The sequence below is a fragment of the Priestia sp. FW507-14D1A genome, from assembly GCF_058781295.1.
Genome location: NZ_JBYSWQ010000005.1, coordinates 18,239 through 38,898, shown reverse-complemented (window position 1 = coordinate 38,898; position 20,660 = coordinate 18,239). Strand labels below are relative to the sequence as shown.

The window sequence follows — 20,660 nt, the reverse complement described above, 5'->3', positions numbered from 1 at the left end:
GCTCTATTCCCTCTTTTTGCAATTCAGCCGCTGCTGTAAGGCCCGTCATTCCAGCACCTACTATTCCTACTCGTCTCATTTTTTCCTCCTTATTTAACGCATTTACTTACAGTATAAAAAAAGCAGAATGATTGAGCTAATTTAAACTGTCTTTTTCATTTAACTGCGTTTCTGCTTGTCTCAAAAAAATAGTCTACGATTCCTTTCATCTGAGTATACTTGTCGTATACAAATATATCTTTACCTGCTAGCACGTCTATAAATAGGAGGACTGTCACATGATGCTCTATGATATCAAGCATAAAGTATATTACGAAGTATTTAATACAGCTCGCCCTAAAATGAAGGACGCTCACCAAGGACGAAGCTGGGGATATGTTTATAAAAATCTCAATGGACAACCTACCAAGTTTTGGATTGACTTTACGCACGGACGTTTTATGTACTTTCAAGTTGAAGACAAGTGGTATCGCGTGCAATATTTGCAGTCCAATGATAAGAAAAAAACAGCAGATGTCTTTAAAGGCGCTCTCATTGATTTGATTTTAGATGGAATGGATCTCAAGTTAGTACGAGGAAACTTTGAAAAGAGAAGACTCTTAGCTTTATAACACATAGAAAAACAGCCGTAAAAGCAGTCCTGCTTTTACGGCTGTTTAATTGTACGAGGAGTAATCAATATTTCAACCCTTCTATTTTTCGCTTGCCCCTCTGCTGTATTGTTAGATGTCACGGGTTTGAACTCTCCAAATCCTTTTGCACTGAACATGCTTGGATTAAGCTTATCGTTTTTTAAGATAACTTTCATAAAGTTAACTGCTCTCATCACGCTTAATTCCCAGTTGGATTCAAAACCAGCGTTGCGAATGGGTACGTTATCAGTATGACCGCTAATAATGATATTACGAGGAGGATCAATCACCAAAAGTTCTGAAATATCATTGGCGATTTTTGTATCTTCACTTCGAACCTGCGCTCTTCCCGAATCAAACAATACATTATCTCGAATGGAAATTAAGAGACCTTCATCAGTTAGCGAAGTCTGTAATTGATTTGTTAGGTTTTTCTTTTGAATATACGCATTAATTTTAGATTGAATTTGCTGAAGCTCTTCTTGATCAGCTTCTCGAATGGTTTGCTCCTTTTGTTCGCTCGTTAACGATTGTGAAGAAGCAGGAGACTGATTAGGAGCTGTCTCCACTTCATTTGTTTTTTCCGTACTTTTAGCTGCAGGAGTATTTGAAGGCTGAACCGCTTCTTCAGATTCCTCCAGAGATTGAAATTCCATCACGCCCGTTCCTCCAACGAACGCTTCATTAAATGCGCGAGAAAGATTCTTAAATTTTTGCGCATCCACTGAGCTCATTGCAAACAATACAATGAATAAAGCAAGTAAAAGTGTAAGCAAATCTGAGTAAGGAAGCAGCCAGCTTTCGTCAACATGGTCCTCTTCATGCTTTCGTTTTCTGCGTCTACTCATTTATGCCCACTTCACTTTCTTGAAGAAGCTTTTTACGTTCCGCTGTTGGCAAATAAGAAGCCAGCTTTTGCTCAATTACTTTTGGTGTTTCTCCTTCTAGGAGTGAAAGCACTCCTTCGATCATCATATACTTTACCTTTACTTCATGTTTCGATTTACGCTTTAGTTTATTTGCAAACGGATGCCATAGTACATACCCAGTAAAAATACCAAGAAGCGTAGCAACAAACGCCGCGCTGATCGCATGTCCTAGCGTATCTGTATCTTCCATGTTCCCAAGTGCAGCAATTAACCCTATAACGGCTCCAAGTACACCGAGAGTTGGAGCATATGTACCTGCTAAAGCGAAAATACTTGCACCCGTTTGATGTCTTTCTTCCATCGCATCAATTTCTTCAGACAACACGTCTCGTATATAATCCGCACTTTGACCATCAATAGCTAAATTCAAACCATTTTTTAAGAAAGGGTCATCTACATCAATAATTTGGGCTTCAAGTGATAGTAACCCTTCTTTTCGAACAACTTGTCCCCATTCAGAAAACATGGATACTAAATCAACGGGCTGCAGCATTTTTTGTTCTTTAAATAGGACACCAAACAGTTTTGGGACTCTTTTGATTTCATTTGAAGGAAATGCAATCACTACTGCTCCGACGGTTCCGACAATAATAATTAAAATAGCAGCCGGATTTCCTAACACAGATGGATTAACCCCTTTGAAAAACATGCCTACAATAAGAGAGGCTATTCCTAAAATCAGTCCAATAAAAGATGTTTTATCCATATGTAATTCTCCTATCCTTAACTTCCTGTTCTTTCTTTTTGTGTATTTTATCCTCATCTTTTATTTCGACTATTTCATAGAATTTTTAAGCTTTTTATGAATCATATTTACAATTACAGCTTTTCTCTATTATAAAAACACTTTTTTTAACTTTTCATACAGAATGTCTGAAGGTCCAGCTATAATCGCTACAATTTGATTTTCCACATAAATAGCAGCCGTCATCTTATTATCAATATCAGCTAAAATGGCAAATCCGACGTTAATGTTCAACTTTACTCACCTCTATCACGTTCTTGTTTATTCAACATATAAAAAGAACAGTCTTACCATTTATTTTTCCGTGTTTTATTGACATTTGTAAATTTTATATTAAGATTATGTAAATGAGTTGACAAAATGGAGGTGATATTATGCTACTAGAAAAATACTGTAAAGACACTGATTTAATGATTATCCAGTTTACAATTGAACTAACAAAAGACATTCACGCTAAAATCTCCGCACGTACTTTATTTTATGAAGAACAGGTGATACGTTATGCTGAAAAAAGAATACGTTCTTTCTTACACCCTCTTTCCCTTAAACATACGCTAAAATTTGTCTATCAATCTGAAATACTACAAACCATTCTATTCAAATTAAAACCAACTTTTGAGCAGCAGCATGTATTGCGCTGTATTTCATCTTAAAAAGGAGTTTCCTTTAGGGGAAACTCCTTTTTGATTTGATTCTACGATATAGACGATATGCTTTTCTGATCACGTTTAACAACGGGTATGGCAAGCGGATATGGTACTTATCAATAAACGGATAAAAGGTGTAATAAGCTTTTACAAGGTCTGTCCATTTTTTATCAATACCTTCCTTATAAAAGTCAGAAATATCCACCACATACCCTCTTCCATCTTTCATCATGACATTTTTACCATGCACATCATACGGGTTTAAACCCTGGCTTCTTGCATAGTCCAAAGCTTTGTTCACATCTTTTATGACTTGTTCTGGAATCTTTATTCCCCGCTGGACGGCATCATACAGTGTAACGCCTGTAAGTCTTTTTAAAATCAAGTACGTCTTTCCCTCATGAAAAAGTTGAGAATAAGCTGGGTGAACGCCCAGCTTTCTATACACTTGCGCTTCTTTTTTTACACCATAAATTTCTCTTCCGTATACTTTCACGACAAATTCAGGATAATTTTCGTGCGTAAACACACCGGCATAGTTTCCTTTACCAATAAGTACCCACTCTTTTGTTTTGTTCGTAACTTCAACTGGATCATAGTCACTTTCACTTTGAATCGTAACTTGCGTTAGTAATGATGTTTCAACTAGCGACACCAACTGTTTAATTGTTTTATCCATAGTCCCCTCTAAAAATCCTTCAGTAATCTCTATCAAATATTACCCTATGATAAATCTCAATGCAGGATGTGTCAATAAATTGACAGTCTGATATAAAGAGGGAAAGTATTCCCGTTCATTCAAGACTGGGTGTGAACTTTGTGAACATTCACCTTCAGTTCTTCTTTCATATTCAGCATTACGCCCGCCATCGGAGAAATAGATTCGGGCTTAGTCAGCTGAAATAAAAAGCGCTTTGTCATTTCTGACAGAAAAATGGTTACTATTTCAGTGATATAGTCCGTGCCCCTTTCCGCTTGATGCTCAATCCCAAGCGGCATATACATATAGCTTGGGACATCAATGGACCCTCCTTTTTCAAAACGGTCAGGTAAAAATTCACTTGGCTCTAAAAAATAATCTTCATGGCGATGCATCATATAAGGGCTAATTAACATAATCTCCCCTTTTTTAATACTGTAGCCATCTATTTGTATATCTTCACGTGCTTGACGCCCAAATAGCCAAAGAGGCGGATATAACCTCATGCTTTCAGCAATTATTTTGCGCATATAGGTCAGATTTTTGGTTGAAAGCGATTCGCCGCTAGCATAGGCTTGAATTTCTTTATGCAGCTGAAGGTGCTCCCTAGTATTTTGAGACAGTAAATGAATAGACCAGCTGCATACGTGCGTAATCATTTCATACATCGAAAGGAATATAGAATTTAGCTGTTCGTATATTTCTCTTTCATCGCTGTTTTCTCCGCAAGAATTCAATATATACTGCAGTAAATCATTTCCTTCGGTTTTGTTTTGAACACGCATTTGAACGCGTTCAAAAAGGAGTTGTTCGAGCTGCTCATCTGAGTCAGGCTGGTGCAAAGGCAGACGAATATAAATTTTGCCTAACTTTTCTTTTTTTCTCATAAGCGCTTGAACGTAGTGAATTTTATCTTTATCCTCAATCGAAATGCCAAATACAAGTTGAAGGAGTACAGCTATAACTATCTGTCTTATGTCTTTTACTATCGTTCGAAGCTGCCCTTCTTCCCACGTTTCCGTATGCTTTTCAATTATTCTTGCGATTGCTTCCTTATTATAAGTTAGATGTTGTTTTAGTTGTGAGGGTTGAATGGGGCTCATGTATAATGCTTCATCTGTCCATAACATTTCTTCGCCTAGCAGCGTTTTAAACATGTGCGTTAGTTTAATTTTTTGAAACGCCTTGCTGTTTGTAATGACTACATCTTTAATAAGTTGAGGGTCTCTCGTTACATAAAAGCGTTTGTGCGCAACTCTAAATGTTGCAATTTCTCCATACTGAGTTAAGTTTTCCAAAAAACCCAGGGGGTTCTCTCTAAACTTTTGCAGGTGACCGGTAAGCTTATACGACGAGGGGCCCTGTATAACCGGCAATGTTATCACTCCTTTTCTAAAAATGCGGGACTTAAATAAATAAAAGAGTAGTCCACTAAAGACTACTCTTTTTCACACAAAGATATGCTATTGATTTTCACAAAAATTCTTACTAATTATTCCATATTGATCCATACGCTTTTCACTTCAGTGTAGTTATCAAGCGCATAGCTTCCCATTTCACGACCAATTCCCGACTGTTTATAGCCTCCAAACGGGCTTGCTGCATCAAATACGTTGTAACAGTTCACCCAAACTGTACCTGCTTTAATACCATGAGCAATATAGTGTGCTTTCTTTAAATCCTGTGTCCAGACGCCCGCTGCTAGACCATATGCTGTATCATTTGCTTTGGCAATCAAATCATCAAGATCGTCAAACGGCATAGCAGCTACAACCGGACCGAAGATTTCTTCACGAGCAATCGTCATTGAATGATCGACATCTGCAAAGATAGTCGGTTCTACGAAATAGCCTTGATCAAATGGAATGTTTCCTCCTGCGAGTACTTCTGCTCCTTCTTCTATTCCTTTATCAATATAGGTTTTCACTCGTTTTTGCTGCTGCGCAGATACAAGCGGCCCCATTGTTGTCTCATCTGCTAATCCATTTCCTTGTTTAATAGATTTCGTTTGAGAAACTAAATCAGCTACGACATTATCATATAAGCTTTTTTGGACATACAGACGACTTCCAGCACAACATACTTGTCCTTGATTAAACATAATACCTGAAAGTGCACCAGGAACCGCTTTTGTTAAGTCTGCATCCGGCAGGATAATGTTTGGTGATTTACCTCCAAGCTCTAACGTCACACGCTTTAAGGAGTCACTAGCTTGCTTCATAATTGCTTTTCCGACAGCAGTAGATCCCGTAAAAGCAATTTTATCGACAAGATCATGATGAACGAGCGGTTCACCTGCTGTTTTCCCGTAGCCTGGCACGATGTTTAGCACGCCTTTTGGGAACCCTGCTTCATCGGCTAGTCGAGCCAAGTAAAGTGCAGAAAGCGGCGTTTGCTCGGCTGGTTTGAGCACAATTGTACATCCAGTTGCCAAAGCGGCTCCGAGCTTCCAAGCGGCCATTAAAAGCGGGAAGTTCCACGGAATAATTTGGCCAACAACTCCTACTGGCTCATATCTTGTATAGTTAAAATACGCTCCTTGCACAGGAATAGTTTGTCCAACCATTTTAGTTGACCACCCAGCAAAGTAGCGGAAATGTTCGATTGCTAATGGAATGTCTGCATTTGATGTTTCACGAATTGGTTTTCCGTTATCAAGCGTTTCAAGCTGCGCAAGTTCCAATTGATGTGTTTCCATTAAATCAGCTAATTTATAAATAAGTCGACTTCTTTCAGCTGCTGACATCTTTGTCCAAGGTCCATGATCAAAGGCTTCTCTAGCCGCTCTGACGGCACGATCAATATCCTCTGGATTTGCTTCAGCTACATCTGCCAACTTTTCACCCGTTGCTGGATTTACTGTTTCAAACGTTTTTCCTGAAACAGAGTCTACCCACTCGCCGTTAATGTATAGCTGTTTAACTCCTTTTAAAAACTCCACTACTTTCGGACTCATTTCAACTTTTTTCGCTCCAAGATTTTGCATCAAATACATACCTCCCCACGAATTTTGAAAACGCTAACAATGAATATTTTACCATGTTATCTAGTAAAATCAACAATTTTACATACAATATTCTGAATTTTTCTACATGTATTCCAGCTATCTAAAACTTATCTTACTAGTACAAATGTCGAAAGAGGCGAAACGTTTACTGTATTTCCTTTCACCGTACGGAGCGTTTTTGTTCCTGCCTGCTCGCCGTCAACAAGTAATCTCCACGTTCTGTTAGAAGGCAGATGAACCGTTTGAGCTTGTTTATTTGCATTATGAATCACCATTATTTCGTTTGCTTTATCTTTATTAGCTTTAGCATTTAACGTATAACCTACTACATTTGATGGTGCGTCAACAAAGCGTAAATTTTGATGAATAGCCTGTGCACTCGTCATTCTAAATGAGGAATATTGCTTTCGAAGCGCAATAAGTCCCTTCATATAATCTACTTCTTGGCTGAAAGCTGCTCGGCGCTTCCAATCTAGCTGATTGACAGAATCGGGTGACTGATAGCTATTATGATCTCCGCCTTTTGTTCTCATAAACTCTTGACCTGCATGTATAAAGTTCATTCCTTGAGATGTTAAAATAATAGAAGAAGCAAGCTTATGCATTTGCTTTTTCGTTTGCTCGGTGTCAGCAGGGTTCGTCAGCTGAAGCTTATCCCATAACGTATGGTTATCGTGGGCTTCTACATACGTCACAACTTGATCCGGGTCTTCATACGTGGCAGTTGAATGATCATAATCTATTCCAGCTGCTATACTTTGCTGTATGAGCTTTTCTTGACCCTGTTTTCCATTAACAAATCCGTTTTCACGATCAAAAAACACGCTGCCTTTAAGACCATCTCGCATACCATCATTGAAGTGAGCGATGCGCTTCATATCGTGAGCGTTTTTCTGATTAGCTTTTAGCTTAGCATCAAGCTCGGTTCCTAGATCCCAGCCCTCTCCTAAGACGATAATGGAAGGGTCAATTTCATCTAACTTCTTTCTCACTTCATTCATTGTCTTTGTATCGTGAATCCCCATTAAATCAAATCGAAACCCATCAATGTGGTACTCTTTTGCCCAATACGCAACAGAATCTACAATAAACTTCCGAACCATCTTCCGTTCAGACGCCGTGTCGTTTCCAACACCTGTTCCGTTGGATAAAGTTCCATCTTCTTTATAACGGAAGTAGTAGCCTGGAACTAGTTTATCAAAGCTATGCTCACTCACTGCATATACATGATTATAAACCACGTCCATTACCATACGAAGCTGCTTGTCATGAAGCGTTTGAATCATTTGTTTAAGCTCAATAATTCTCGTCTTAGGATTATATGGATTTGTTGAATAGGAACCTTCTGGGACGTTGTAATTTTTTGGATCATATCCCCAGTTAAACTGCGGCTCGTTTAATTTCGTTTCATCCACCGTACGATAATCGTAAATAGGCAGGAACTGAACGTGCGTCACACCTAAATCTTTAATATGACTGAGTCCTGTTTTTACTCCATTTGGTCCTTTCGTATTCCACTCCGCTACGCCTAGATATTTTCCTTTATTTTTGATACCGCTCTCTTTTTGAGACGATAAATCTCGTACGTGCAGTTCATAGATAATCGCATCTTCTGGATTTTTAAATTTCGGCTTATTTGCACTCCACTTTCTCGGATTTGTCTTAGCCAAATCTACGACAACTCCGCGATCTCCATTCACCGTTGTTGCTCGTACATATGGATCAACCGCTTCGTTCCAGCTGTTCCCAATTTTTACTTTGTACGTATAAATTAGTTCATCTTGATTTCCTTTTAACTCCGCTTTCCACGTTCCTTTTTCACTTTTAGTCATAGAAATTTCTTTTACAGCTTTGGAGTTCCATGACGAATAAATCACTAGCTTGGCTTCGCTTGCAGTTGGAGCCCATACGCGAAAATTTGTTTGTTTCTTAGAATACGTGTTTCCTAAATCGTTTCCGCTATATGCATACTTTTCGTCAAATTCTTTCGTGCGAACGACATTTCCATTGACTACATCAGCTGAGCCGTAGCCTTTTTGCTTAACTTTATACGTTTTTGTAACGTCCAAAGGCTGTTTTGTTATGATTTTAACTTTAGTAGTAGCAGCGTCTTCTCCCTCTTTATAAGGTATCACTTTCTCAATTTGAGCTCCGTCAATTTCAATGTCTCCTACACTCTTAGAAGAGTCAAACGGCACGTTTGTTTCTAAGGTGATTTGATTAAATGTATCCATAGTCGCTTTCGTGATTTTCCGAGTGATATCTACTCCTGCTCTATCATAATAAATTCGATTTTGTCCTTGAACAATCCATACTTCTACATTCCCATCTTTACCAACCTTGGTAATAAAGCGGTCTCCTCCGTCTTTATTTTCCCAATCGCTGTCACTAGTAGAATGGCGTACAATAAAACCAATTTTGTCAAATAAATTGCCACTTCCACTGTTAATGGCGTAAGTCGCTCTCTTCCCAAAATTCGTGTCTTCCGTAAATTTGATTTGCTTGCCTTCTTTTTCATCACCGGGCCATGTCCAAATGTTCCACCCGCTGTAATCTCCGTCGTACCGATGATAATTTAAGGTAACGTTTACTTTATCAAACTTCGGTAAATCTCGGTATTCACCGTCAGGAGGAGACGTATATGTATGTTCATCTCCACTTTTCACCCACACTTCTCCTTCACCGTTCTCCACCGAAACGAAGCGGTCTCCTCCATCTTTTTCCCACGACTCTGTTCGAACAATAAAACCTACTTTGTCATAAGTACCGGGTAATTCAACTTCCGCTACTTTTCCAAATTGATCTTCCTCTGTAAATGCGTAAGGCTTCCCTTCTCCTCCTTCAGGAAAAACCCATAATCCCCATTCCTTTGTATCATTTGGAGCAGGCTGATAGTGAATCGTGATTTTTGTTGCGTCTGCCGCAGATGCAAACGATTGCATAAATGGGCTAAAAAAAGAGCTTACTAGTAAGAGTAAAGCCGTCAGTACCATTGCATATTTAGTCCAACTACGTTTCAATGAAAACCCTCCCGTAAAATAAAGTACGTACACATTTTTCACTATAACCTTTTTTGAAAGCGTTATCATAAGTATTTTTTCCTATTTTATGTGGATAAAGAAAAAAAATCCATAGTTAACAATGTTAACTACGGATGACGTATCTCTTTTACACTTCTGCTGTTTCAGGTGAGATGGTTTGATCGTTGTATACGTTTGTATCTAGCTCTTTTGTTAATTTACTAGTGACGACTCCGGCTGTCATGCTTCCACTTACATTAAGCGCCGTACGCCCCATATCAATCAATGGCTCTACTGAAATTAATAAGCCTGCTAGCGCTACGGGCAAATTCATAGAAGATAATACAAGTAAAGCCGCAAATGTCGCTCCTCCGCCAACGCCTGCTACGCCAAACGAACTAATTGCTACAATGGCAATCAACGTGAAAATAAATGAAGGCGTTAAGGGGTCAATACCTACCGTTGGTGCAATCATAACGGCTAACATAGCTGGATATATTCCAGCGCATCCGTTTTGACCAATTGTAAGACCAAATGAACCTGCGAAATTCGCAATTCCTTCTGGAACCCCTAGCTGTCTTGTTTGTGTATTAACATTCAAAGGTAATGCTCCAGCACTTGTACGGGAAGTAAAGGCAAAAACCAATACAGGAAATACTTTCTTAACATATGTGATTGGATTTACACCGATCATTGTTAGAATAACTAGGTGAACAATAAACATAGCTGCCAATGCCACATATGATGCTACAACAAATTTTCCAAGTTTAACAATTGCATCAATATCACTGGTTGCTACTGTTTTGGTCATAATTGCAAGTACCCCATAAGGAGTTAAACGAAGAATTAGCGTCACTACACGCATTACAATTGCATAAAGCGTATCAATAATTTTTGAAAATAACGCCGCTTCCTCAGCCTTTTTACGCTTCACGCCTAAATACGCAATTCCAACAAATGCCGCAAAGATGACAACGCCAATCGTGGAAGTTGAACGTGCGCCTGTTAAATCAAGAAACGGGTTAGCAGGCAATAATTCTACTACTTGCTGTGGGATTGTTTTTGCTTCCAAACTAGATAAATTGTTTTCTAAGTCCTCTCCGCGCTGAAGTTCCGCTTCCCCTTTTGTGATTTGGACAGATTCTAAATTAAAGCTCGTTGTTGTAAAAATACCAATTGCAGCTGCTATCGCTGTTGTGACAAGCAAAATCCCAATAATTAAACTACTAATCTTTCCAATATTGCTCGTCAATTTTAAGCGAGTGAATGCCGCTACAATCGATACAAATACAAGCGGCATAACAATCATTTGCAGAAACTTAACATATCCGCTTCCTACAATGCTAAACCAATCGGCGGTCGTCATCGTTACTTCATGAGTCGGACCATACACCCACTGAAGAGCAAAGCCAAAAATAATCCCTAGTCCAAGCGCTGTAAACACACGCTTTGAAAATGATACATGCTTTTTCTGCATCATAAACAGCCCCGCAAGCAATGCGAGCATAATGAGGATGTTTAGGATGACTAATAAGTTATTCATAGATGTTCCCCCTGTAATTTTTTCCATAAATCATGTCTCTATTACTTATAATATAACAATACCAATAAGTCAACTAGGTTTTACATTTTTTCCTGAAGACAGTTTTTTTGAATAAGTTTGACAAAACAAAAAAAAGCTAAGAATTTTCCTTAGCTTTCTATTTTACGCTTGTATGTACTTCAGTGGTCTTTTGCTCCGTTACCAGAGATGGCCTTTCTTTCATCAGACCGGATGTACTACAATTCATATATAGGATTACATTTCATATAATTCATTTAGCCATTTTACAAACAAATGTCTGGGTAATTCTAGTTCGTGAAGCTCGACATATTGAATATCAGATAGCGTCGTCCCTCTAGCCATATAAAAGTACCACTGCCAGCCAATATCTTTAGCAATGGCATAGGATTTAGCTAGATCTTGTCTATTATCTGTCTGCTGCATATCATTCATCCACTGCGTTTCATCCGCTTCATACTCATAATAATGGAGAGTATATTTATCACACCAATACGTAAGGTCCTGATGGGAAAACGGATTTTCTCCGTCACATACTTGAAGCAATAGCATTCTTAAATTTTCCGGTGTATACGGTAATATAATTTTTTGATCTGCACGTCTCATTTTGCTACCTTCCTGACATGTTCGTTTCTTTTATTACATCATGTACAGCTGCGTTTAGCAATAAGAAATGGATGACGTTTTCATTACTTTTCGTTTACAACATTTCATTTGCTTGCAAAAACCGCCGTATCTTCGACATACAGAGGGAGTCGGATTTTAACAATCGTCCCTTTGTTCTGCTCACTCTCAATCTGCAGGGTACCGTGATGATCATGAATAATTTTGGAGCTAATTGTTAATCCAAGCCCCATTCCTTTTTCTTTTAAAGTAAAAAACGGTTCTCCTATATGTTCTAGACGGTCTTTAGAAATTCCTACTCCTTCATCTCTAACTTCTATAAAAATATAGTTATCCTGCACTGTTTTGATTGTAATGTAAATATTTCCAGCCCTATTCATGGCTTCAATTGCGTTTTTAAAAACATTAAGTAATACTTGAATAAGGTGATTTTTATTTCCATACACACTAGCGTTATTTGTTTGTTCATCGTATAAGAAGTTAATGTTTTTCAATAAAGCTTCATGGGAAGTTAAACTCATTACATACTTAACCGCTTCTGTAAGAGAAAACACGCGAAAATGTTCACTTTCAGGTTTTGACAAAAGGAGCATTTCACTGACAATACCATTAATTCGTTCCAGCTCATCAAGCATGATGTTAGCATACCCTATTGCGGATCGGTCTGTTTCTTTCATGAGCTGAACAAACCCTTTAATACTCGTAAGCGGATTTCTAATTTCATGAGCAATTCCAGCAGCTAATTCGCCTACTACAGAGAGCTTTTCCTTTTTTATGAGAAGCGCTTCTGCAAGCTTTTGCTGAGTGATATCTCGTCCAATCGTGATAAGAGCTTTTCTTGAGCCATCATCAAAAAACACAGGTACTTTAATAACATCAAATGTTTTGACCTCGCCGTTTGGTATTTCAAATGCTTCTTCCGTGCGTACCTTTTCCTTTTTTCTCCATGCTTCTTCATCCGATGAAATACAGTGTAAGAAAGCGGCTTGAAAGAAAGGCGCAAGTTCCCCAAGTTCTGCATCGGTTTTACCCCTGTAATCAATACCCTTTAAATGATAAAGTTCTCTTCCAAAATCATTCACCGCCACCCATTTGCCAGCTCCATCTTTAAAACAAATAAAATCTGGCATTGAATTTATTAATGTAGCAAGCTGATATTGTTCATCAGACACCTGGGTATGAATTGAACGCTTATGAAGTAAATAAAACGTGCCAGCCGTTACGCCCACTAGTAAACTATCTTTTATCAAACTGCTAAGAGCATATGCTCCTTTAAAAAATGCCATTGTTTGAAAGACGATGTACACCCCTACAAGCAGAAGACCCGCTACCGCCGCTGCTTTTCGTACACCCTCCCTATTTTTTATCAATATTTCCCACCAGCCTTTGTTTTTTACGTGAATACTCTCTATGTTTCATCAATTAAGTTCTGAATATTCTTCTTACTTTTAAACTAGTTTACCTTATTTTTTTATTCTTATCTAATACCTTTTTTTATTACTTTTGACACAGTTTCTTTTATCCTCTTTAGTTGTTTCCGCATTTTCATTTTATTTGAATTATTTTCTCTATCAAAATAGGAATTTAGATACGGAATAGTCTGGAACATTTAGGTAATAATACTCTTTTTTGTATTTTCTTAATATTGTAAATTCGAGTAGTACCAACTACATCGATAAATTTAGGGGGATTTTAATGAAAAAAACCGTGATTTCTTTGGCTGTAGCAACAAGTTTGACTTTATCTTTTACAAGTGTACAAGCTTCTACTTCTGCAAATGCTTCTCACCATCAAAGTTCTGAACAAAAAGTATTAAAAAAAATCAATGCTGAGAAAATTTATCAAGACATTGCGTATCTCTCAAAAAAACCTCGTGTGGCAGGAACTGAAGCTGAACGCGAAGCTGCTACATTTGTTCAAAAGCGTTTGTCTAAACTAGGCTATGAGAGCGCAGTAGAGCCTTTTACCTTTACCGGTTACACACCAGCAGCTAGTTTTTCACTAAGCGTAAACGGTACCAGCTACTCTCCGACAACTTTTACTTATAGCACCAATGGAAATGTCACTGCTGAAATTGTAGATGGAGGGCTGGGTACAAAAGATAATTTAGCAAACAAAGATGTGACAGGTAAAATTGTATTAGTTCAGCGAGGCACTATTACTTTTGGTGAAAAAGTATTAAATGCTGCTGAAAAAGGAGCTGCAGCCGTCATTATTTTTAATAATACAGACGGTGAGCTAAACGGAACGCTTGGCGGCGCTAATGATAACTACATTCCGTCTCTTGCTATTACCAAAGAAGAAGGTGACAAGGTTCTTACTTCTATTCAAAAAGGCGAAAAGCCTTCAGGTACAGTAAAAATTGAAGGAGCTGTCGTAAGTGAGCGAACATCTTATAATGTAACCGCTACTAAACCTTCTACTTTTAAGAAAAAAGGAACAAATGATATTATTGTAGTAGGTGCTCATCATGATTCTGTGGCCGGAGCGCCTGGGGCAAATGACGATGCTTCTGGAACAGCTATGGTGCTTGAATTAGCTCGCGTATTTAAAACTCTTCCTACTGATACAGAACTGCGATTTGTCACATTCGGAGCTGAAGAAGTAGGCTTACTAGGATCCGAGCATTATGTTAGTGAGCTATCTGAAGATGAGAAAAATCGTATTGTTGGAATGTTTAATTTAGACATGGTAGGAAGTCAAGATGCGGGAGATTTGGTGATGAATACAGCTGATGGAACACCAAATCTTGTCACAGAATTAGCTCAAGCTTCAAGTACAAGATTAAATGGAGCACCTACGCCATTCCAAGCTGGCGGCCGCAGTGATCACGTTCCGTTTGCAGAAGCAGGAATACCGGCTGCTCTATTTATTCACAGTCCGTCTGAACCTTGGTATCATACGCCTGAAGATAACCTTGATAAAATAAGCAAAGAAAAACTTCAAGATGTGGCTGAGATTGTTGGAACAGCTATTTACGATCGTTCCCGTCCCGACCAACAAGGTTCTTCAGTTAAAAAGAAAGCAACATTTAAAGCTCCTCATCTTTATCACGAGCAAGATGTTAAGTAAGAATCTATCTCTGTTATTCATACATGGTCAAAAAAAGAGATGTTTATGCATCTCTTTTTTTGATAAGCAGATTTCTCAAGGTTTTAAATCCATTATGCTACAATTATTATAGAGGAACCTCATTTATTACTTACATAAAAATTTTGAACAAACGAGGTGTATTTTTTGGATTTTACGGTAGACCATTCAATTCTTTTACTATCTATTCTCCTTGTCATAGGGGTACTTACTGCAAAGTTCTCTACTCGCCTTGGAGTCCCTTCGCTTGTACTCTTTATTATTGTAGGAATGGTTGTTAGCCACTACATCTACTTTGACAATGCTCTTTTAACACAAGGATTCGGAATATTAGCGCTTATCATTATTCTTTTTGATGGAGGCGTGCAGACCAAATGGAAAGATGTTAAACGCGTTGTTCGCCCTTCCGTTTCATTAGCTACTTTCGGAGTCCTTATTACGACAGTTTTAACGGGTGTACTTGCCAAATATATTTTAGGTGTTACTTGGCTTGAAGGCTTTTTATTTGGGGCAATCGTTGGCTCTACAGATGCTGCAGCCGTGTTCTCTGTACTAGGAACACAGAATATCCGCCAAAAATTAAACTCCACGCTAGAAGCAGAATCTGGTTCCAATGATCCGATGGCCATCTTCTTAACCGTTTCTATTATTGAATTAATTCAACATCCAGACTCTCCTATCCTCTCGTTAATCCTTAATTTCTTTTGGCAAATGGGAATCGGGCTGATACTTGGTTTAGTACTCGGAAAAGCATCCGTGTGGATTATTAATCGAATTAATTTAGATTCTTCAGGTCTTTACCCTGTGCTTACATTGTCATTAGCCGCCTTAACCTATGGAATTTCCACATTTGTAGAAGCAAGCGGTCTACTTGCTGTATATGTAATGGCAGTGGTAGTAGGGAATGCAGATCTAACTTATCGTCACACAATTGTCCGCTTTAACGAAGGTTTTGCATGGATGATGCAAATTTTAATGTTTATTTTACTCGGCCTTCTTGTCTTTCCTAATCAACTGCTAGATATCATTTGGCAGGGTATACTGTTATCTCTTTTACTTATGTTTGTCGCTCGTCCACTCGGCGTATTTCTTTCGATGATGTTTGCTAAATACTCATCCAAAGAAAAACTGTTTATTTCTTGGGCCGGTTTAAAAGGAGCTGTTCCAATTGTATTGGCTACTTATCCTATGATGGCAGGTTTGGAGAACAGCACGCTCATTTTTAACGTCGTTTTCTTTGTTGTTTTAACTTCCGCTCTTCTTCAAGGAGCAACAATCGCTCCTTTAGCCAAATTTCTAAACCTTTCTCAAGGTGAAAAAGAGACGGTTCCTCACAGTCTCGAGCTTGTTTCGATGGGCAAAACAAAAAATGAAATGATTGAGTTGAAGCTCGTGGAACATGCAGATATATCAGGAAAATCGCTTGAAGAACTTCACCTCCCTGAAGACATTTTAGTGACTGCTGTTATTCGAGATGATAAACTACTTACCCCTAGAGGAAATACACAAATTTTTGCAGGTGATACATTATATATTCTTATTTCGAAGAAAAAACGGGATAAAGTAAAAGCATTTTTCCAAAAAAATACGTCTGATGGGGACGAAAGAGAAGGAAAAACCAGTTAAAAAATTGGTTAAAGTCTTTACGAGAAAAACAGCACCCGATTATTGAACGGAGTGCTGTTTTTGCTGTTGCATCAAATAAAGAGATTTATAATTGGGGTGATGTTTTAAAAGTTCTGAGACCGTTACAAATTTATACCCCTCTTCCTTTAACTTCGGCAAAATTTGTTTTAATGCTTCAATGGTTTGGGTTCGATCTCCTCCCGTATCATGAAACAATACAATATCTCCTGACCTGGCATGGTTAAGCACTTGACTTACAATTTTACCTACGCCTGGATTTCTCCAATCAAATGTATCTTGATGCCAAGACCAAAGAATAATGGTATACTGCTGATTTTTAGCAGCTTTTACTACCCGATCGTCATAATAGCCAGTAGGTGGACGAAACAGGTAAGGTTTTATTCCTGTAATAGCTTGTATACGTTCATCCGCTTTTTCAATTTCTTGTTCAATTCTCTCTACTTCCTGGCCCCTTACTTTCAAATGGCTATATGTATGATTAGCAAGTTCATGCCCTTCACGAACTTCTCTTTGAGCAAGCTTGGGAAAAGATGTTACTCGATCGCCGACTACAAAAAAAGTTGCTTTGGCACCGTACTCTTGCAATAAATTCAAAATGGTCGGCGTATATTTAGGATCTGGTCCATCATCAAATGTAAGCGCAATTAACTTCTCGTCTTTCATGGGAACTTCCCATACGATATCTCCTTTTTTTTCATAATAAAATCTGCTCTTCTTTGCAGCATCCGCCTGAATACCATAGAAATTAATGGAAACAATAATGATAATTGACAAGCACCATTTCACTCAATGACCTCCTTTTTTGTCTAGGTGTGATTCATGCGTATTGTCAATAAACGCTTTGATACCAACTGCAAATAATCGTTCATCACCCAAACACACGCGCTGTTGACGGCGATTAGCTGCAGAAGTTGATTTACGGTTTTTCATAGTCTTCTCTCCATTACTAATTGATTGTGTTTTTAGCTTTACCAAAAAGTCAAAAATAAACCTACGGGTTCTAACATGGCGAAAACATTTTTTTATAGTAACTACACGCTGTCTAGCGTTTTGAATAGGAGATATATACATGCGAAAATTTTATTTAGCGCTTCTGTTAATGATAAGCATAACCATGGTTATACTGCCTTCTGTTAAAGCAGTCAGTGAAAGCAATAAGGAACATCAGCAGCTCACCGTAAGCGAACAAGGATATTCTCTTTCATTGCCCAATGAATATACGCTTCAAAAAGAAGAGGATGGAAAAGATATTCTTTTTTCAACCAAGACTCCCTATACGTGGATGCGAATTGAAGTCCTTTCCGGGAAAGAAAGTACAAGCAAATCATATCTAGATCGTTCAAAAAAATTGTTTGATGACCAGTTTGGAAAATCGTTAAAAATTTCTTCTGCATCCCCATTTCTTCAACCTGTTGTGTTTGCATCTACATCAGGGAGCAAAAAAGAAACGGCAAAGCTGTATGTACTGAGAGAAACAAAGGGGCACCCTGCTTTAAAAATCACGATGGTTACAGCTAAAAATTCTGATGATGAAAAAAAGTTAATTTCAATTGTGAACTCAGTAAAAACGCATGAATGAAAATAGATAAGGAAGCCAGCTATGAAAAAAAAGATATTTCTTGTTTGCTTTATATGTTTGATGAGTGGCTGCTCAACTGCTTTTCGTGAAGAGCTTATTAACACACAAGAAGAAATTCCAAAAGAACGCTTGCCACAGCAAAAGTTCACCTATCCTTACAAAGGAAGCAGCAGAACAGATGCGGGTTATCTTAAAAGAAGCACCAATCAAAACTATACGCTTTACGTACTAGAAGGATACGAGTTTACAGAAGAAGAGCCACGAAAAGATGTCATTTACAACAAAAAAAATGATGCTTTGTGGATGCGGATTGAAGTGTTTCCCTCAAATAAAAGTGTAAAGGAGCTCAATAAAGAAACAAAAGAAATTTTAAGAGCTGGCTTTTCAGAAGTGGCTTCCCTTGATACGCACCTCATTCACCATAACTTAGAGATAGAAGCTGCGTACAAAGCATCAGATGATAAAAGTAACGCATACGGTTTTCTCGTTCGAAAGCAAAATCATCACCCTACTTTCCGGTTAACGATCTTTGCTCCTAAATCCGAAAGGGATTTAACGCCGTTTTTAGAAATGGCGAGAACGCTTCAAAATGCATAAAACAGAGAAAAAGTCGGTTTACAAAGTGTATAAACCGACTTTTTCTTTATTTCATATCTAACAGTTTAGTTTTTAAATCTTTTTCCATTTGATACAGCTCTGATTCCGCCTCGGTACGCTTCGTACGTCCTTCTTCTTGTATCTTTAGCACTTCTTCTAACGTGGTAATCAAATCGGACTGTGTTTTTTTCAATGTTTCGATATCGACAATCCCCGCCTCGTTTTCACGAGCTACTTCAATCGTGTTCTGCTTGAGCAGCTCTGAATTTTTAGTAAGCAAGTCGTTTGTTGTCTTAGATACTTGCTTTTGGGCTTCCATTGCTTTCTTTTGGCGTAATAAAGTGGTTGCGATTACTACTTGATTTTTCCAAAGGGGAATAGCTGTTAAAATAGAGCTTTGAATTTTTTCAACAAGGGTCTGATTGACTTCTTGAATTAATCGAATCTGCGGTGCACTTTGAATGGCAATTTGACGGCTCAGTTTTAAATCATGCACTCGTTTTTCTAGCCTATTGATAAATTGATTTAAATCATTGACCTCCTGAGCCATCAAGTAGTCATTTTTTTGAGATGCTGTTTGCTGAAGCTGGGGCAGCGTTTCATTCTGCAGCGCCACTAACTTGTATTCTGCCGCTGCAATGTAGACGTTAAGCGCCTCGTAAAACTGTTTATTTTTATCATATAAGCTATCTAGCATCGTAATGTCTCGATACAGCATTTGTTTTGAGCGCTCTAACTTATCTGCAATTTTATCAATTTCAACATTAATGCTTTGATATTTTGTTAATAAATTTTGAATAGGCCTAGAGACTCCTGAAAACAATCGACCGATAACTCCTTTTTTCTTTGCAGAAAAATCATCGGGATTCACTTGGCGAATCTTACTCATTAAATCTCCTATAACGTCTCCTACTGGTCCCGTATCTTTCGTTTGCACATGCTGTAGCACAGATTGAGAAAACTGAGATAGTTCTGACTGAGCTGCTATCCCGTACTGTAAGATAGCCTGCTGATTTTTATAATCAATTTGATTTGCGATTTTCTGTGCTTTTTCCTGATATTCCGGTGTCAAATCATCGTATGTGTTTCTTTTTGCAGCGCGAGAGTCCGATTGTACCTGCGGGGTAGGCGACGCAAAAGGATCATCAAGCAGCGCATCTAACGATTGATTCTGATTATATTCTTTCATCATAAAATCCCATCCTTTGCATTTACGTTACTTTGTGCGATTAGTAGCTGTCGGTATATACGGCTGCTCTTCTTCAAATGCTTGTTTTAGCACTTTAAGCTCTACATCTAATGTCAGCTTATCTTGTGAAAGAGCATTTGTTAATAAATGCTCATACTTCCCTGATAACCCGCGCAGCATGTCTTCCGCTTCATGAAGACTTTCTTTGACTTCTATGCTTTTCGTTGGTTTTGATAATAAAAACATATACCTTTCAATGACGGTAACCGTTGATTGTAAGTAGTTCGTAAAAAAGGGCTGAACATCTTTATAACGTGCGGGCTCTTTTTCTACCATTTCAATGATGCTTTTACCTACTTTGTATAGTTTAGAAAGTTCTGTCCACATATGAACAGACCGAATTTTAAAACGATAGCTTCCAATGGTTCTTAATTGCTTTCTTGCCTCTTTTACTTGATGACGAACGTATGCAATTTCTTCTCTATACGGATTTTGATAATGACGTCGAGCACTGCTTATAATAAAGAACAGGCTCATCACGACCATTACTCCTATACTAATGCCAAAGGATTGAATCATCGTGGTACTAAATCCAAAATAGCTGACCGGAACGGCTACTGCTCCTGTTACCCAAATGGCAAGAATCTTTTTTATGATTCGAACGACTTTCATCGCTTTCACTCCTATCTCAAA

General features: G+C 38.2%; 20 protein-coding genes. 6 read left to right on the top strand and 14 right to left on the bottom strand.

Features of this window, described 5'->3' with window-relative positions; translation table 11 throughout:
• Positions 1 to 278 precede the first annotated feature (278 nt).
• Positions 279 to 611 carry a hypothetical protein gene (locus AC3WJG_RS17780; protein ID WP_013056747.1) on the top strand — a complete coding sequence of 111 codons (333 nt, stop codon included), beginning with the start codon at positions 279 to 281 and terminating at the stop codon, positions 609 to 611.
• Between the two features lie 35 nt (positions 612 to 646).
• Here the strand turns inward: AC3WJG_RS17780 and AC3WJG_RS17775 are convergent, their stop codons facing one another.
• From AC3WJG_RS17775 to AC3WJG_RS17765, 3 genes are all read right to left on the bottom strand, one after another.
• Positions 647 to 1,480, bottom strand: coding sequence for a flagellar motor protein MotB (locus AC3WJG_RS17775; RefSeq protein ID WP_028408764.1), 834 nt, complete (start codon positions 1,478 to 1,480; stop codon positions 647 to 649).
• Positions 1,473 to 2,267 carry a flagellar motor stator protein MotA gene (gene motA / locus AC3WJG_RS17770; protein WP_013056745.1) on the bottom strand — a complete coding sequence of 265 codons (795 nt, stop codon included), beginning with the start codon at positions 2,265 to 2,267 and terminating at the stop codon, positions 1,473 to 1,475. Before motA ends, AC3WJG_RS17775 begins: the two co-directional genes overlap by 8 nt.
• 129 nt (positions 2,268 to 2,396) lie before the next feature.
• Positions 2,397 to 2,540, bottom strand: a complete 144-nt coding sequence (locus AC3WJG_RS17765) for a hypothetical protein (RefSeq protein ID WP_014460421.1) — start codon at positions 2,538 to 2,540, stop codon at positions 2,397 to 2,399.
• 140 nt (positions 2,541 to 2,680) lie between these two features.
• On the opposite strand from AC3WJG_RS17765, the gene AC3WJG_RS17760 reads away from it, so the two are divergent.
• Positions 2,681 to 2,959 carry a hypothetical protein gene (locus AC3WJG_RS17760; RefSeq protein WP_014460422.1) on the top strand — a complete coding sequence of 93 codons (279 nt, stop codon included), beginning with the start codon at positions 2,681 to 2,683 and terminating at the stop codon, positions 2,957 to 2,959.
• A gap of 13 nt (positions 2,960 to 2,972) precedes the next feature.
• Here the strand turns inward: AC3WJG_RS17760 and AC3WJG_RS17755 are convergent, their stop codons facing one another.
• The 7 genes from AC3WJG_RS17755 to AC3WJG_RS17725 all read right to left on the bottom strand — a co-directional run bounded on the left by AC3WJG_RS17755 (position 2,973) and on the right by AC3WJG_RS17725 (position 13,235).
• Entirely contained in the window at positions 2,973 to 3,632 is a 660-nt protein-coding gene (locus AC3WJG_RS17755) for a serine/threonine-protein kinase (RefSeq protein WP_102813141.1), read from the bottom strand.
• A gap of 119 nt (positions 3,633 to 3,751) precedes the next feature.
• A complete protein-coding gene (locus tag AC3WJG_RS17750) occupies positions 3,752 to 5,038 on the bottom strand; it encodes a cytochrome P450 (protein ID WP_102813140.1) in 1,287 nt (428 codons plus the stop codon).
• Between the two features lie 107 nt (positions 5,039 to 5,145).
• Positions 5,146 to 6,639 (bottom strand): aldehyde dehydrogenase family protein, encoded by a 1,494-nt coding sequence (locus AC3WJG_RS17745; protein ID WP_013082880.1) that lies wholly within the window; start codon positions 6,637 to 6,639, stop codon positions 5,146 to 5,148.
• A gap of 128 nt (positions 6,640 to 6,767) precedes the next feature.
• Entirely contained in the window at positions 6,768 to 9,749 is a 2,982-nt protein-coding gene (gene pulA, locus AC3WJG_RS17740; protein WP_337134050.1) for a type I pullulanase, read from the bottom strand.
• Between the two features lie 79 nt (positions 9,750 to 9,828).
• Entirely contained in the window at positions 9,829 to 11,223 is a 1,395-nt protein-coding gene (locus AC3WJG_RS17735) for an L-cystine transporter (protein ID WP_337134051.1), read from the bottom strand.
• A 255-nt stretch (positions 11,224 to 11,478) separates the two neighbouring features.
• Positions 11,479 to 11,847 (bottom strand): hypothetical protein, encoded by a 369-nt coding sequence (locus tag AC3WJG_RS17730; RefSeq protein ID WP_013082877.1) that lies wholly within the window; start codon positions 11,845 to 11,847, stop codon positions 11,479 to 11,481.
• 104 nt (positions 11,848 to 11,951) lie between these two features.
• On the bottom strand, positions 11,952 to 13,235 hold the full coding sequence (locus AC3WJG_RS17725) for an ATP-binding protein (RefSeq protein WP_337134052.1): 1,284 nt from the start codon (positions 13,233 to 13,235) through the stop codon (positions 11,952 to 11,954).
• 325 nt (positions 13,236 to 13,560) lie between these two features.
• Here AC3WJG_RS17725 and AC3WJG_RS17720 point away from each other — a divergent pair, with 325 nt between their 5' ends.
• Positions 13,561 to 14,937 (top strand): M28 family peptidase, encoded by a 1,377-nt coding sequence (locus AC3WJG_RS17720; protein WP_098432685.1) that lies wholly within the window; start codon positions 13,561 to 13,563, stop codon positions 14,935 to 14,937.
• Positions 14,938 to 15,102: 165 nt separating this feature from the next.
• Entirely contained in the window at positions 15,103 to 16,581 is a 1,479-nt protein-coding gene (locus tag AC3WJG_RS17715; protein WP_098432684.1) for a potassium/proton antiporter, read from the top strand.
• A 39-nt stretch (positions 16,582 to 16,620) separates the two neighbouring features.
• Here the strand turns inward: AC3WJG_RS17715 and AC3WJG_RS17710 are convergent, their stop codons facing one another.
• Both AC3WJG_RS17710 and AC3WJG_RS17705 read right to left on the bottom strand, forming a co-directional pair.
• Positions 16,621 to 17,388 carry a polysaccharide deacetylase family protein gene (locus AC3WJG_RS17710; RefSeq protein WP_025752060.1) on the bottom strand — a complete coding sequence of 256 codons (768 nt, stop codon included), beginning with the start codon at positions 17,386 to 17,388 and terminating at the stop codon, positions 16,621 to 16,623.
• A complete protein-coding gene (locus tag AC3WJG_RS17705) occupies positions 17,389 to 17,532 on the bottom strand; it encodes a hypothetical protein (RefSeq protein WP_013056734.1) in 144 nt (47 codons plus the stop codon). It lies immediately after the preceding gene.
• Positions 17,533 to 17,671: 139 nt separating this feature from the next.
• Here AC3WJG_RS17705 and AC3WJG_RS17700 point away from each other — a divergent pair, with 139 nt between their 5' ends.
• Positions 17,672 to 18,181: a hypothetical protein gene (locus AC3WJG_RS17700; RefSeq protein WP_098249885.1), complete on the top strand. Its 510-nt coding sequence runs from the start codon at positions 17,672 to 17,674 to the stop codon at positions 18,179 to 18,181.
• Between the two features lie 21 nt (positions 18,182 to 18,202).
• Positions 18,203 to 18,778, top strand: coding sequence for a DUF8580 domain-containing lipoprotein (locus AC3WJG_RS17695; RefSeq protein WP_028408774.1), 576 nt, complete (start codon positions 18,203 to 18,205; stop codon positions 18,776 to 18,778).
• A gap of 46 nt (positions 18,779 to 18,824) precedes the next feature.
• Here the strand turns inward: AC3WJG_RS17695 and AC3WJG_RS17690 are convergent, their stop codons facing one another.
• Positions 18,825 to 19,970 carry a toxic anion resistance protein gene (locus AC3WJG_RS17690; RefSeq protein WP_337134053.1) on the bottom strand — a complete coding sequence of 382 codons (1,146 nt, stop codon included), beginning with the start codon at positions 19,968 to 19,970 and terminating at the stop codon, positions 18,825 to 18,827.
• Positions 19,971 to 19,994: 24 nt separating this feature from the next.
• Positions 19,995 to 20,639, bottom strand: a complete 645-nt coding sequence (locus tag AC3WJG_RS17685) for a 5-bromo-4-chloroindolyl phosphate hydrolysis family protein (protein WP_028408775.1) — start codon at positions 20,637 to 20,639, stop codon at positions 19,995 to 19,997.
• Positions 20,640 to 20,660 lie beyond the last annotated feature (21 nt).

What these genes read in the sequence shown, in the direction of transcription:
- AC3WJG_RS17745 (WP_013082880.1), bottom strand. Translation starts at nt 6,639, where the DNA reads ATGCAAAATCTTGGAGCGAAAAAAGTTGAAATGAGTCCGAAAGTAGTG.
- AC3WJG_RS17705 (WP_013056734.1), bottom strand. Translation starts at nt 17,532, where the DNA reads ATGAAAAACCGTAAATCAACTTCTGCAGCTAATCGCCGTCAACAGCGC.
- AC3WJG_RS17700 (WP_098249885.1), top strand. Translation starts at nt 17,672, where the DNA reads ATGCGAAAATTTTATTTAGCGCTTCTGTTAATGATAAGCATAACCATG.
- AC3WJG_RS17775 (WP_028408764.1), bottom strand. Translation starts at nt 1,480, where the DNA reads ATGAGTAGACGCAGAAAACGAAAGCATGAAGAGGACCATGTTGACGAA.
- AC3WJG_RS17780 (WP_013056747.1), top strand. Translation starts at nt 279, where the DNA reads ATGATGCTCTATGATATCAAGCATAAAGTATATTACGAAGTATTTAAT.
- pulA (WP_337134050.1), bottom strand. Translation starts at nt 9,749, where the DNA reads ATGATAACGCTTTCAAAAAAGGTTATAGTGAAAAATGTGTACGTACTT.
- AC3WJG_RS17690 (WP_337134053.1), bottom strand. Translation starts at nt 19,970, where the DNA reads ATGATGAAAGAATATAATCAGAATCAATCGTTAGATGCGCTGCTTGAT.
- AC3WJG_RS17735 (WP_337134051.1), bottom strand. Translation starts at nt 11,223, where the DNA reads ATGAATAACTTATTAGTCATCCTAAACATCCTCATTATGCTCGCATTG.
- motA (WP_013056745.1), bottom strand. Translation starts at nt 2,267, where the DNA reads ATGGATAAAACATCTTTTATTGGACTGATTTTAGGAATAGCCTCTCTT.
- AC3WJG_RS17720 (WP_098432685.1), top strand. Translation starts at nt 13,561, where the DNA reads ATGAAAAAAACCGTGATTTCTTTGGCTGTAGCAACAAGTTTGACTTTA.
- AC3WJG_RS17760 (WP_014460422.1), top strand. Translation starts at nt 2,681, where the DNA reads ATGCTACTAGAAAAATACTGTAAAGACACTGATTTAATGATTATCCAG.
- AC3WJG_RS17755 (WP_102813141.1), bottom strand. Translation starts at nt 3,632, where the DNA reads ATGGATAAAACAATTAAACAGTTGGTGTCGCTAGTTGAAACATCATTA.
- AC3WJG_RS17685 (WP_028408775.1), bottom strand. Translation starts at nt 20,639, where the DNA reads ATGAAAGTCGTTCGAATCATAAAAAAGATTCTTGCCATTTGGGTAACA.
- AC3WJG_RS17695 (WP_028408774.1), top strand. Translation starts at nt 18,203, where the DNA reads ATGAAAAAAAAGATATTTCTTGTTTGCTTTATATGTTTGATGAGTGGC.
- AC3WJG_RS17730 (WP_013082877.1), bottom strand. Translation starts at nt 11,847, where the DNA reads ATGAGACGTGCAGATCAAAAAATTATATTACCGTATACACCGGAAAAT.